At 69.5% G+C, this 13,764-nt stretch carries 9 protein-coding genes; 8 read left to right on the top strand and 1 reads right to left on the bottom strand.

Annotated features, from left to right (window positions below; translation table 11 throughout):
- Positions 1–36: 36 nt before the first annotated feature.
- Positions 37–1,008: an acetylxylan esterase gene (locus AC5RVZ_RS10070; RefSeq protein WP_494065615.1), complete on the bottom strand. Its 972-nt coding sequence runs from the start codon at positions 1,006–1,008 to the stop codon at positions 37–39.
- Positions 1,009–1,182: 174 nt separating this feature from the next.
- Between AC5RVZ_RS10070 and AC5RVZ_RS10065 the strand changes: the two genes are divergently transcribed.
- The 8 genes from AC5RVZ_RS10065 (at position 1,183) to AC5RVZ_RS10030 (ending at position 13,685) form a co-directional block, all read left to right on the top strand.
- The gene (locus AC5RVZ_RS10065) at positions 1,183–2,499 is read left to right on the top strand and encodes an ABC transporter substrate-binding protein (RefSeq protein WP_494065614.1); all 1,317 of its coding nucleotides are present in this window, start codon (positions 1,183–1,185) and stop codon (positions 2,497–2,499) included.
- Positions 2,496–3,437, top strand: a complete 942-nt coding sequence (locus tag AC5RVZ_RS10060; RefSeq protein WP_494065613.1) for a carbohydrate ABC transporter permease — start codon at positions 2,496–2,498, stop codon at positions 3,435–3,437. The genes AC5RVZ_RS10065 and AC5RVZ_RS10060 overlap by 4 nt, the downstream gene beginning before the upstream one ends.
- The gene (locus tag AC5RVZ_RS10055; RefSeq protein ID WP_494065612.1) at positions 3,427–4,362 is read left to right on the top strand and encodes a carbohydrate ABC transporter permease; all 936 of its coding nucleotides are present in this window, start codon (positions 3,427–3,429) and stop codon (positions 4,360–4,362) included. The genes AC5RVZ_RS10060 and AC5RVZ_RS10055 overlap by 11 nt, the downstream gene beginning before the upstream one ends.
- 3 nt (positions 4,363–4,365) lie before the next feature.
- The gene (locus tag AC5RVZ_RS10050) at positions 4,366–6,702 is read left to right on the top strand and encodes a glycosyl hydrolase family 95 catalytic domain-containing protein (protein WP_494065611.1); all 2,337 of its coding nucleotides are present in this window, start codon (positions 4,366–4,368) and stop codon (positions 6,700–6,702) included.
- A gap of 9 nt (positions 6,703–6,711) precedes the next feature.
- A complete protein-coding gene (locus AC5RVZ_RS10045) occupies positions 6,712–7,854 on the top strand; it encodes an ROK family protein (protein ID WP_494065610.1) in 1,143 nt (380 codons plus the stop codon).
- 88 nt (positions 7,855–7,942) lie between these two features.
- Positions 7,943–10,006 (top strand): beta-galactosidase, encoded by a 2,064-nt coding sequence (locus AC5RVZ_RS10040; protein ID WP_494065609.1) that lies wholly within the window; start codon positions 7,943–7,945, stop codon positions 10,004–10,006.
- On the top strand, positions 10,003–12,237 hold the full coding sequence (yicI, locus tag AC5RVZ_RS10035; protein ID WP_494065608.1) for an alpha-xylosidase: 2,235 nt from the start codon (positions 10,003–10,005) through the stop codon (positions 12,235–12,237). Before AC5RVZ_RS10040 ends, yicI begins: the two co-directional genes overlap by 4 nt.
- Positions 12,234–13,685, top strand: coding sequence for a GH1 family beta-glucosidase (locus AC5RVZ_RS10030; RefSeq protein WP_494065607.1), 1,452 nt, complete (start codon positions 12,234–12,236; stop codon positions 13,683–13,685). The genes yicI and AC5RVZ_RS10030 overlap by 4 nt, the downstream gene beginning before the upstream one ends.
- Positions 13,686–13,764 lie beyond the last annotated feature (79 nt).

Below are 13,764 nucleotides of genomic sequence, written 5' to 3'. Positions count from 1 at the left end.
CCGGACAGCGGCCGGGACGCGTCTCAGGAAGCCCGATCACAGGCGTTCCCGCAGCCATCGCACCTGCCGGTGCCAGTGGCGGAACGCCCCTCCTTCATGGCCGTTGAACGCGTAGACCTCGATGTGCTTGTCGTCGGCAGGCACGCTGTTGTACGCCGCGAAGACCGTTGAGGGCAGCACGACCTCGTCCATGAGAGCGACAGAGAAGAGCGCGGGCACCGTGATCCGGTGGGCGAGCAATGCGCAGTCGAAGTACGACAGCGTGTGAAGAACCCTCTGGACCTCGTCGCGGTGGACCGAGAGGTACCTGGTGATCTCGGTGAACGGCGGCTCCGGTGTCTTCCTGATCGACCTGGGGAAGTCGCAGAGGAACGGCACATCGGGCATGACGGCGCGAACGCGTCCGGACAGCGCGGTCGCCGCTATCGCCAGGGCGCCGCCCTGACTGCCGCCGGCAGCGGCGATGCGTCCGGCGTCGACGAAGGGCATGCCGGCCACGGTGTCGATGAGCCGGGCGGCGTCGGTGAAGAGACGCCGGTAGTAATACGTGGAAGGAGAGGAGATGCCGCGGGTCATGAATCCCGCGGTGGCGGGGCCGGACCCGTGCGGGTCGGGGGTATCCCCGCCGTTGCCCCAGCCGCTTCCCTGACCGCGCGAGTCCATGAAGACGTGGACGAACCCCGCCGCTGCCCACGCGAGCTTCTCGCCGGGCAGGCCTCGTCCGCCGTTGTATCCCTGAAACTCGACGACTGCGGGCCGCGGCTGATCGCCGCGCGGGCGGGTCACCCATGCGCGGATCGACTCACCCGCGAACCCCGGGAAGGTCAGATCTTCGACGATGAGCTCGTGGAACGGCTCATCGAGCGGCTCGAGACTCGCTCGGCCGGCTCTTGTACGCGACTCCTCAAGGGTCGTGCGCCAGAAGTCATCGAAGTCCGCAGGGACGGGAAGAGCCGGGGCGTAGTCCCGCAGCAGCTCCAGGTCCATGTCCGTCTGACTGAGCGCCATGCCGCTTTCCTTCGAATCATCCGATGTCTTCACCATAATGGCTTGACTTTTTGTTTCACGTTGGCACAAAATGCCTTGGGCCGAGCGTAGCGGGACGCATCCACGACCACCTCGGCTGACTCCCGCAGCGAACGCGATGGGATTTCGACAGTGTCGTCTGGGAAAGGACAACTGATGACTGCAAGGACGCGCATCTCGCGCCGCAATCTCCGCGCGGCATCCGCGCTGGCGGTGAGCGCGATCGCGATCGCGGGACTGGCCGCCTGCTCGAGCGGCGATTCCGGATCGGATTCGGCATCGGGCACGGCCGAGGTGGATTTCTGGGGCTGGGTGCCTGGGCTTGAGGACCTCGTCGAGCAGTGGAACGAGGAGAACCCCGACATCCAGGTGTCGTTCCACCGAATGACCGGCGACGACGGACAGAAGGTCGAGGCGGCGGTCGACGCCGGCGCCGGTCCCGATCTCGTGCAGCTGAGCACGCATAACCTGCCGGACTACATCATCGCCGAGCGCGTGCAGGACATCACCGACTACGTCGCCGATGAGGAGGGCAACTACACTCCCGCGTCGTGGGCCTCGGTGAGCTTCGACGGCCGCGTGTACGGCATCCCTCAGGGAATCGGTCCCGCGGGCATGATGTACCGCAGCGACATCTTCCAGCAGTACGGCCTGCAGGTTCCCACCACCTGGGACGAGTATCTGGAGGCGGCGCGCACGCTCAAGGCCGCCAACCCCGACGTGTACATCGCCAACATGTCGCCGAGCGAGATCGGGCAATGGGCGCAGGAGATCCAGCAGGCCGAGAGCAGCTGGTACGGCATCGAGGGTGACGCGTGGACCGTCGGCGTCAACGACGAGGGCAGCCGGCTGGTCGCCGAGCGGTGGCAGACGCTGCTGGATGAAGGACTGGTGACGACGACGCCGATGTGGACGCCCGAGTACTGGGCGCTCGTGAACGAGGGCAAGATCGCCACGATCTCGTACGCCGCGTGGTTCCCGAGCCAGCTCGCCGAGAACGCGCCCGACCTCGCGGGCAGGTGGGCCATCGCCGCGATGCCGAAGAACCCCGGCTCCGAGAATGCCGGCGACTCCGGCGGCGCCGCCGTCGTCGTGCTGAAGAACGCCGACAACGCAGAGGCGGCGGCCGAGTTCGCGGCCTGGCTCAACGGATCCGATGACACCCAGGAGGCCCTCATCACGGTCGGCGGCCTGTTCCCGTCAACCCTCAACGGGCTCGAGTCACCCGCGCTGCTCCAGGAGAACGAGTACTACGGCGGCCAGGTCATCAACGAGGTCTTCATCGAGGCGGCCGAGGACACGCCGGCCACTTGGGTCGAAGGACCGAACTACGGCTTCGTCCAGACCACGCTTCTCGACGAGTTCGCCAAGGTGGTCAACGGGCAGCAGACGTTCCTCGAGGCTCTCGACCTGACCCAGGAGGCGGCCATCGCCGACCTGGAATCGCGCGGGCTCACCGTCGCCGACCGATGACGATCACCCCCATTGCACGGTCCTCCCGGCGCCGGTTCACCGGCGCCGGGAGGCCCTGGGTGCCCTATGCGTTCGTGGCCCCGTTCGTCATCCTGTTCCTGCTGTTCCTGGTGGCGCCGATCGTCGTGGCGATCATCAACAGTCTGTATTCCAGGCAGTCCAGCGGGCTGGGCTTCGGCGGATCGAGCATCGACTTCGTCGGCCTGGCCAACTACATCCGGGCGCTCTCGGACGGAGACTTCCTCGCAGGCTTCCCACGCGTCCTTCTGTACGGGATCGTGCAGGTGCCGGTCATGATGGTCATCGCCGCCGCCCTGGCGCTGCTCTTCGACACCGCGCTGGTGAAGGGCCGGCGATTCTTCCAGTTCGCGGTGTTCCTCCCTTATGCGGTCCCGGGCGTCATCGCCGCACTGCTGTGGGGATTCCTCTACCAGCCCTCCGTCAGTCCGTTGCTCCAGTTCCTTGCATCCTGGGGCATCGAGATGGACCTGCTCGCGCCGGGAACCGTCCTGTGGTCGGTGGCCAACATCAACCTCTGGTCGCTCATCGGGATCAACATGATCATCCTGTTCGCGGCGTTGCAGGCGGTGCCTCGCGAGATGTACGAGGCGGCGCGGCTGGACGGGGCCGGTGAGCTTCGCACGGCCCTCCAGATCAAGCTGCCGATGATCGCCCCGGCGATCCTGCTGACCACGCTGTCGTCCATCATCGGGACGCTTCAGCTGTTCAATGAACCTCAGGTGCTGCAGACGATCACGTCCAACATCCCGAGCGATTACACGCCGAACATGGCGATCTACGCCGCCTCGACGCTCGGGAAGGACCCGAACCTCGCCTCGGCGATGGCCGTGATCCTCGGGCTGGCGACCCTGGTGGTGTCGCTCCTGGTCCTCGCCGCGAACCGGCGCACGACGAAACGAGCCGCAGATGGCCTTTGACACCCTCCCCATCGATGCCCCCGTGACGGTGCCGGCCGGCCCGTCGCCCACAGGCCCGCGCCGCACCGTGTTCGTCAACGGCGACCGCGTCAGCCGCACCTGGATGGTGATCGTGACGATCGTCATGGTCGTCGCGGCCGTCTACTTCCTGGTGCCCGTGGTCTGGCTCGTGATCGCTTCGACCAAGTCGACCGGCGACCTGTTCTCGACCCCGGGATTCGCCTTCGCCGACTTCCACTTCTTCGACAACCTCGCCGCGCTCAGCAGCTACGACGGCGGCATTTTCTGGCGATGGGGGCTGAACTCGATCATCTACTCGGTCATCGGATCGGCCTTGACCACGCTGGTGTGCGCCGTGACCGGCTACGCGCTGGCGGTGTACCGCTTCCGAGGCCGCGGCATCCTGATCTCGGTGATCCTCGCGAGCCTGCTCGTGCCCGGCACCGTGATCGCGCAGCCCACCTACGTCCTGCTCGTCGGCATGGGCCTGGACAACACCTACGCCGGACTGCTCCTTCCCGCGCTGGTGTACCCGTTCGGCGTGCTGCTGTGCTACATCTTCGCCCAGTCCTCCGTTCCCATCGAGCTGGTCGAGGCGGCGCGACTGGACGGCGCAGGCGAGTTCCGGATCTTCGCCTCGATCGGGCTGCGGCTGATGAGCACCGGCATGGTGACGGTGCTGCTGTTCGCGTTCCTCGGCAGCTGGAACAGCTACATCCTGCCGCTGCTGGTGCTGACCGACCAGGAGCTCATGCCGCTCACCGTGGGTCTGACCGGGTGGAGCCAGGCATCGATCACGATTCCCGGCCTGCAGATCCTCACGGTCATCGGATCCCTCATCTCCATCATCCCGATCGCCGTCGTGTTCGTGTCGCTTCAGCGCTTCTGGCGCGCCGGGCTCACCACCGGCAGCGTGCGAGGCTGAAGCGTGACCGAAGCGATCCTGCGCTACGACCGGCCGGCGTCGCGGTGGCTGGAATCGCTGCCGCTGGGCAACGGCGCGCTCGGCGCGATGCTCGACGGGGGCTTCCCGGTCACGCGCATCGAGCTGAATGACGAGACGGCGTGGTCGGGCTCACCGGCGAGCGAGGCTCGCGACGGGCTTCTACCGGCTGCGGATGCCGCACGCCGGCTCGCGGCCGCCCGAGCAGCCGTCGAGCGGGGCGACCCCGCCGCAGCGGCATCCGAGCTGGCAGCTTTCCAGGTGCCCTACTCGCAGGCGTTCCTTCCCCTCGGCACGCTGGTCCTCGAGCGGACGGAGGGCGAGGGCGCGTCGTACCGACGGGAGCTCGACCTCGCTGCCGGGATCCACATCGTGCGCTCCGGCTCCGTCGTGGAGAGCTCCTTCGTGTCGGCACCGCACGGCGTGCTCGTGCACCGCATCGAGGGCGCCGAACTCGTCGGGGTGAGCGCGGCGACGCCGCACCGCGTGCTGCACGAGCACGTCGGCGTGGACGGCGGGGAGCTGCTGCTGCGGCTGCCGTCGGACGTCGCACCCACTCACGAGCCGGGCGCGGTGCCGGTCTCCTGGTCGGACGAGCCGGGCGCAGCGCTCGAGGGCGCCATCGTCGTCGGTGTCCGCCGCGACCAGGATGCGGTGCTCGTGGTCGTCGCGACCGAGACGACGTTCGCGGGGCTGGGTGCACCTCCGGCCGGTTCTGCCTCCGAAGCGGCCACCCGTGCGCGCATCCGCGTGGATGCGGCCCTGAACGCCGGGTGGGAGGAGCTGCGCGCAGCACACGAGGCGGACTATGCGCCGCGCTTCTCCAGGACGCAGCTCGACCTCGGCCGCGAGCCGACGAACGAGAACGGTGCCCCGTTGACGACGGACGCACGTCTGGCGCGGGCCGAGGCCGACCCGGACGGGCCGCTGGCTGCTGACCCCGCGCTGGTGCAGCTGCTGTTCGATTACGGCCGATACCTGCTGCTGGCGTCGTCGCGTCCGGGCGGCCTTCCTCCGACCTTGCAGGGCATCTGGAACGACCTCATGCAGCCGCCGTGGAGCTCGAACTACACACTCAACATCAATGCCGAGATGAACATGTGGGCGGCGCATCCCACGGGGCTGGATGAATGCGCCGAGCCGTTGTGGGATTTCATCTCCGCGCTCGCGCAGGCGGGTGCGGCGACCGCGGAACGTCTCTACGCTGCGGGCGGGTGGGTCGCGCATCACAATTCCGACGCGTGGCTGCTCACCGCGCCGGTGGGCGGCGGGCACGGCGACGCCCGCTGGACCGCCTGGCCCTTCGCCGGGCCTTGGCTGGTCGCGCACATCGGCGACGCGGCGTCATTCGGCGCCATCCACCCCGAGCGCCTGCGGAGGCTGTGGCCGGCCGTGCGTGGCACCGCGGAGTTCCTGCTCGACTGGGTCCGCCGCGGCGGCGACGGGTCGTGGACGACATCGCCGGCGACCTCGCCTGAGAACGCCTACCTGACGGATGCCGGCACCCCCGTCGCCATCGACGCGACGACCACGATGGATCTGTCGCTGGCCAGCGCCGCCTTCGCCACGACCGTGCAGATCGCCGGGCTCCTCGGCGTCTCGTCTGACCCTGTGGTCGAGGCATCCCGCGAGCGGCTCGAGGAGCTTCCCGCTGAGCCGGTCGTGGGAGCCGACGGTGCGGTCATCGAATGGGCCCGGGAGCGGACCGCCGAAGACGAACATCATCGCCACGTCAGCCATCTCGTCGGTCTCTATCCGGGGACGCGGCCGTGGTCGGATGAGGTCCGCCGCGCTGCCGAGGTGTCGCTCACCCGGCGCGGCGACGACTCGTCGGGCTGGTCGCTGGTGTGGAAGAGTCTGCTGTGGGCGCGCCTGGGTCGCGGGGACCGCGTCGAGGCGCTCCTGGGGCTGCTGTTCCGGGATGCCGATGCCCTCACCGGCCCGTTCGCGGGAGGTCTGTATCCCAACCTGTTCGCCGCTCATCCGCCGTTCCAGATCGACGCCAACCTCGGCTTCCCGGCGCTCGTCGCCGAAGCGATCTTGCAGAGCCATGACGGCATCCATCTGCTCCCAGCGCTTCCGCCAGGCCTCGCCTCCGGACGAGCCCGGGGACTGCGCGCCCGGCCCGGCGTGGTGGTCGACCTGCGTTGGCGTGACGGCCGGCTGCTGAGCGCGCAGCTGTGCCTGCGCGACGGCATGACCGAACGCCAGGTCCGGATCGCATGCGCGGGGACCACCGTGTGGCGCGTCCTCCGCCCCGGCGAGGTCGTCGCGCTCACGGGCGCAGACTTCGCGCGGGGTGCGGGAGAGGGCGAGCTCTAGGCTGTGGTCGTGTCCGTCTCGTCACCGCTCGCAGAGCCGTGGCCGCGCCTGCCCGAGACCGAGCGGCGGGTGCTGCTGGAGCTGCTCCTGCGCGGCGCGCAGTCCCGCGTGCGCATTGCCGAGCGTCTGGGTCTCTCACGGACGAGTCTCACCCGCACGACACGCGGCCTCATCGAGGCCGGACTGGTGAACGAGGGGGAGTCGGTCGCGCTGGGCACCCGCGGCCGGCCGGCCGAGACGCTGCACCTGCGCCCCGACGCCGCCCACTTCGCGGGCGTCAAGCTGACCGCCGACACGATGTACCTCGTCGTCACAGACCTGCAGGCCCGAGTCGTCGCACGGGCGAGCGCGCCGCTGCCTTCTCGCGAGGTCGCGGACGTGGTCGGGCTGATCGCCACCGCCCTGCCCACCGTGGGCGACGACAGGCTCGCGGGCATCGGGATCGCCGTCGCCGGCGATGTCACCGAGACGCCCGATGGCGCGATCCTCCGGCACTCCAACTTCCTCGGCTGGGACGCCGTGGCACTCGCTCGACTAGTTACGGAGGCGACGGGTCTCCCGGCCACGATCGTCAACGACGTGCACGCGCTCGCCGGTGCGCACCATTGGTTCGGCAGCGGAGCGCGCCACCAGTCCATGGTGGTCTTCGGCGTCGGCGCGGGCATCGGATCCGGGGTCGTCATAGCCGAGGAGCTGCACCGCGGCGCGCACGGACGCGCGGGTCGGGTCGGGCACACCCGCATCGGCGGTCGGGGGCGGCGGTGCGAGAACGGGCACGTCGACTGCGTGCACAGCTTCGTCACCATGCCGGCGATCGAGCACAACGCCGGGGTCGACGTCGGGGGCTACGACGAGGTCCTCGCGCGTGCGCGCGACGGGGATGAAAAGGCTCAGGATGCCATCAAGCAGGCGGCGCGGGCCCTCGGCGCCGTGATCGCCGACGCGGTGAACGCCTTCGATCCCGAGATCGTCGCAGTGATGGGTGAGGGCGTCGACATGCTCGACCTGGCGCCGGAGGCGCTGCGCGACGCGCTCGCCGAGCACCTCGAACAGGGTGACCCCGGTGCCGTCGTCATCGAGCGTCCGCCGTTCGACTTCGGGCTGTACGCCCGCGGCGCGGCGGTGGCCGCCATGCGCGAGCTGCTGTCCTGAGATATTGTTTCTCTGATTGACAAAATGCTCGGGCGCGCGTGCCGTGTCCCTGCCCGATGCGCATGCGCTCGAGAGAACGGTCCTCACCATGTCCAACTCGTCCGAAGGCCGACCGACGTTCGTCTCTACCGCGGCCGACCTCGCCGCGCCGCGAGCGTTCCGCTGGATCGCGGAAGGCCTCGCCTTCGGCGCGGACTACAACCCCGAGCAGTGGCCGCGCGAGCTGTGGGCCGACGACATGGCTCTCATGCAGCGCGCAGGCGTGACGACTGTGAGTCTCGGGATCTTCTCGTGGGGACTGCTCGAGGTCGAGAACGGCCGGTTCGAGTGGGGATGGCTCGATGACGTCCTCGACCTCCTCGCCGCGCACGGGATCGGCGTGAACCTCGCCACGCCGACCGCGGCGCCGCCCATGTGGCTCTTCGACGAGCACCCCGAGGTCGCCACCGTCGACGCGCGCGGCGTCCGCACCGCGCGCGGCGGTCGCCTGGCCTGGTCGCCCAGCTCGCCCACGTTCCGCTCCTTCGCGCTGCGCATCGTCGGTGAGCTCGCCCGCCGGTATGGGAACCATCCGGCTCTGCGGATGTGGCACGTCGGCAACGAGTTCGGCAACGAGAACGCGTGGGACTTCAGCGACGATGCGGCAGCCGCGTGGCAGCGGTGGCTCGAACGGCGATACGGGGACGTCAGCGCGCTGAACGCCGCGTGGGGCACTGCGTTCTGGGGCCACCACTACACCGCGTTCGCGCAGGTGCACCCGCCGCGCGAGGCGCGGACGGGCCATAACCCCGGCCTGCTGCTGGACTTCGAGCGCTTCACCTCCGACGCCCTGCTCGAGCACTACCGGGCCGAGCGCGACACGCTGCGCGCCATCACGCCCGACGTGCCGATCACGACGAACTTCATGATCCAGCGCGCGCCGGGCGCCGCGGACTACGGGTCCTGGGCGCGCGAGGTCGACCTCGTCGCGAACGACCACTACACGACCGCGGCCTCGCCGGAGCGTCACGTCGAGCTGTCGTTCAGCGCCGACCGTACCCGCGGCGTCGCGGGTGGCGAGCCGTGGCTGCTCATGGAGCACTCCGCTGCGGCGGTGAACTGGCAGCCCGTGAACAAAGCCAAGGCGCCTGGCGAGATGCGGCGGAACTCGCTCGCGCACATCGCCAGGGGTGCGGACGGCGTCATGTTCTTCCAGTGGCGGCAGTCCGCGGCTGGCTCCGAGCAGCTGCACTCGGCGATGGTGCCGCATGCCGGAGAGGACTCGCGCGTGTTCCGCGACGTCGAGCAGCTGGGCGCCGACCTCCAGAAGCTGGCGCCGGTGCGCGGCTCGCGCGTCGCACCGGCCGGTGTCGCGCTGATCTTCGACCACGCGTCGGCGGCGGCGTGGCGCAGCGGCAGAACCCCGAGCGAACTTCTCCACGTCCTCGACCTGCCGCTCGCGCTGTACCGGGAGTTCCTCTGCCTCGGCATCGCCGTCGACGTCCTGCCGTGGTCCGCCGACCTCTCGCCTTACCGGGCAGTGGTGGTCCCGACCCAGTACATGGCGGATGCCTCCGCGAGCCTTTCCGTCGCCGAGCTGGTCCAGCGCGGCGGCCACGCTCTGGTGTCCTACTTCTCCGGCATCGTCGACGAGCGCAACACCGTCTATCTGGGCGGGTATCCCGGTGCGTTCCGCGAGCTGCTCGGTGTGCGCGTCGACGAGTTCTTCCCGCTCCTGCGGGACGAACGCGTCGAGCTCGACAACGGATGGACCGGGTCGCTGTGGACTGAACGGGTCGAGGCGCACGAAGCCGATGTCCTGGCCTCGCTGCGGACCGGCGACCTCGCCGGCACGCCGGCGCTCACGAGGCGCACGGCGGGCCGGGGGAGCGCGACCTACCTCGCCGTGCGCCCGGACGACTCCGGCCTCACGGCGCTCATCGCCGAGTTCGTCGCGCACGCGGGTCTGGAGCCGGTCGCGCAGGGAGACCCGGGGCTGGAGATGACGCGTCGAGTGGGCGAGGCTGGCCGCTTCCTGTTCGCCATCAATCACACCGACCGCCCGCTGAAGGTCGTCGTGGACGGCGTCGATCTGCTGACCGGCGAACGCTGCGCCGGCGCCACGGCCGTGCCCGCCGGCGGCGTGCGCGTCATCCGAGAGGAGAACCGATGAAGCTCACCGACGGGTTCTGGATGCTGCGCCCCGGCGTAGATGTGGTCTACGCCCAGGAGGCGTACGACATCTGGGAGTGCGGCGACACCGTCGACGGGCCCGGTCTCGTGGTCACCGCGCCCACGAAGCGGATCGACCGGCGCGGCGACACGCTGAACCGGCCCACTCTGACGGTGACCCTGTCGTCGCCGCTCGAGGGGGTCGTGCGCGTCCGGATCGCCCACCACGAGGGCGGTCCGTGGCACGGGGGATTCGCTCTCCCCGGGGCGGTGGCCGACGGCGCCGGGAGGACGCGCGCCGACCAGGACGGCGGCGAGCTCACCACCGGAGCCCTCACCGCACGCGTAAGACGGGGTGCGCCGTGGTCGCTGTCGTTCCACAGCGCGGGCCGCGTGCTGACCGCGAGCGGGTCCAAGGCGCAGGGGTACGCCCGCATCGACGCCGACGCGACGGTGGGTGCGGGTCCGGTTGAGCAGGCGGGCACCAGACCGGCGCCGCGGGAACGCACCGTCATGCACGAGCAGCTCGATCTGGCCGTCGGCGAGCTCATCTACGGTCTGGGGGAGCGCTTCGGGCCGCTCGTGAAGAACGGCCAGAGCGTCGACGTCTGGAACGCCGACGGCGGCACCTCGAGCGAGCAGGCGTACAAGAACGTGCCGTTCTATCTGTCCAGCCGCGGCTACGGCGTCTTCGTCAACGACCCGGGACTGGTCTCGTTCGAGGTGGGGACGGAAGCTGTCGAACGCGTCCAGTTCTCCGTCGACGGCGAGGCCCTGGAGTACTTCCTGATCGACGGGCCGACACCGAAGGACGTGCTGGCGCGGTACACCGCTCTGACGGGACGGCCGCCGGTCGTGCCCGCATGGTCGTACGGACTGTGGCTGTCGACATCCTTCACCACCGACTACGACGAGAAGACCGTCACGTCCTTCGTCGACGAGATGGCACGGCGAGACCTGCCGATCTCGGTCTTCCACTTCGACTGCTTCTGGATGCGCGAGTTCAACTGGTGCGATTTCGAGTGGGACCCGCGCGTGTTCCCCGACCCCGACGGCATGCTGGCCCGGCTGCACGAGAGGGATCTGCGGATCAGCGTGTGGGTCAACCCCTATATCGCGCAGCGGTCTCCGCTCTTCCGCGAGGCGGCCGAGCGCGGCTACCTCCTTCGACGGCCCGACGGGTCGGTGTGGCAGTGGGACATGTGGCAGGCCGGGATGGGTCTCGTGGATTTCACCAACCCGGATGCCACCGCGTGGTACCAGTCGCATCTCCGCCGCCTGGTCGAGCAGGGGGTCGACTGCTTCAAGACCGACTTCGGCGAGCGTGTGCCCGTCGACGTGGTGTGGGCGGACGGTTCCGATCCGCACCGCATGCACAACCTGTACGCGCAGCTGTACAACCGAGCCGTGCACGACGTGCTCGTGGAGGCGCGCGGCGAGGGCGACGCCGTGCTGTTCGCCCGTGCCGCGACCGCCGGTGGCCAGAGCACCCCGGTGCACTGGGGCGGCGACTCCACTTCGACCTATGCGTCGATGGCGGAGTCGCTGCGCGGCGGGCTCTCGCTCGCCTTCAGCGGCTTCGCCCACTGGAGCCATGACATCGGCGGCTTCGAGGGCACGCCGGACGCCGGCGTGTACAAGCGATGGACCGCGTTCGGGCTGCTCTCGAGCCACAGCCGGTTCCACGGATCGCAGTCGTATCGCGTGCCGTGGATGTTCGACGAGGAAGCGGTCGAGGTCACGCGCCGTTTCACCCGGCTCAAGATGCGGCTCATGCCCTACCTGTTCCAGGCCGGGATCGAAGCGGCGCGCACCGGCGCGCCGGTCATGCGGCCGATGCAGCTGGAGTTCCCGGGCGACCCGGCCGTCGCCTATCTCGACCGCCAGTACATGCTCGGATCAGACATCCTGGTGGCCCCCGTTTTCTCGCCGGACGGCGACGTGGAGGTGTACCTGCCGGACGGTCAGTGGACCCACCTCCTCACCGGCGAGACGGTCACCGGCGGCCGGTGGCGTCGTGAGACGCACGGGTTCGACAGCCTTCCCCTGTACGTCCGGCCGGGCGCGGTCATCCCGTGGGGCGCGCGTGAGGACCGACCGGATTACGACTACCTCGAGGGGCTGCGCCTCCGGGTCTTCCCCGGCGGTGCAGGTGTCGCCGAGGTCACCGTCACCGCGCCGGACGGCCGCGCGGAGACCTTCGCGATCGATCGAACGGAGATCACCGAATGAGCATCACGACGACGACGGCGACGCAGGGGAGCCCCGACTACCGCGATGCCGGTCTGGTGTTCCCCCCGGGGTTCACGTTCGGCTCCGCGACCGCGGCCTACCAGGTGGAGGGTGCCGTGCACGAGGACGGCCGTGGACCGTCGATCTGGGACACTTTCAGTCGGACACCGGGCAAGGTGTGGAACGGCGACACCGGAGACATCGCCTGCGACCACTACCACCGTTGGGAGAACGACCTCGAGCTCATGAGCGAGCTCGGGTTGGGCGCCTATCGCTTCTCCATCGCGTGGCCGCGGATCATGCCGACGGGCAACGGACAGGTGAATCAGAAGGGGATCGACTTCTACGCGCGCCTGGTCGACGGGCTGCTCGAGCGCGGCATCCGACCCGTCGCGACGCTCTACCACTGGGATCTGCCGCAGACGCTCGAGGATTCCGGCGGCTGGGCGGTACGCTCGACGGCCGACGCCTTCGAGCGGTACGCCGAGGTGATGGGTGCCGCCCTCGGTGACCGCGTGCACACCTGGACGACGCTCAACGAGCCCTGGTGCTCGGCGTATCTGGGGTACGGTCAGGGCGGCCACGCGCCGGGACGCCACGAGCCGGTGTCCGCGCTCGCCGCCGTGCATCACCTGAACCTCGCACACGGGCGCGCGGTGCAGGCGCTGCGGTCGACGTCAGCCGGCGATCCTCAGTACTCCGTGACCCTCAATTTCCATGTGGCCCGCGGCCGCGGCAATCGCGCAGCCGAAGCAGCGCGGCGCGTCGACGCGCTGGCGAACCGCGCGTTCACGGGACCGATGCTGCGCGGCGAGTACCCCGCGGACCTGCTGGCGGACACCGCACCCGTCACCGACTGGTCGTTCGTGAAGGACGGCGACCTGGCCGCCATCCACCAGCCGCTGGACGTGCTGGGCGTCAACTACTACTCCACGGTCACGGTGCAGATGTGGGACGGCGTCTCGCCGAAGCAGCAGAACGACGGCCACAAGGCAGCCGGCGGAGGTACGGCCTGGCCGGGCAGTCACGATGTCGTCGAGTTCCTCGAGCAGCCCGGTCCCTACACCGCGATGGGATGGAACATCGCGCCCGAGGGGCTCGAGGAGCTCCTGGTGTCGCTGCACGAGCAGTTCCCGGCTCAGCCGCTCATGGTCACCGAGAACGGTGCCGCTTTCGACGATGTCGTGGCCGCCGACGGGTCGGTGCCCGACCCGGAGCGGCTGGACTACCTGCGGCGGCACTTCACGGCGGCGCACCGGGCGATCCAGCAGGGTGTGGACCTGCGCGGCTACTTCGTGTGGTCGCTGCTCGACAACTTCGAGTGGGGATACGGCTACGCCAAGCGGTTCGGCATCGTCCGGGTCGACTTCGACACGCTCGAGCGGACCGTGAAGGACAGCGGCCGATGGTATGCGCGGCTCGCGCGGACCGGCGTCCTTCCCGCCTGACCCTGAGCAACGCCTTGGACGTCGCCGAGCGAACGCCGCGACATCCCGCCGAGGACCGCGGGGTGTCGGCGACGCGGCG

This window comes from Arthrobacter sp. Cza30 (genome assembly GCF_059090765.1).
The sequence above is the reverse complement of the archived record's forward strand: the minus strand, read 5'-3'. Positions and strand labels throughout refer to the sequence as shown.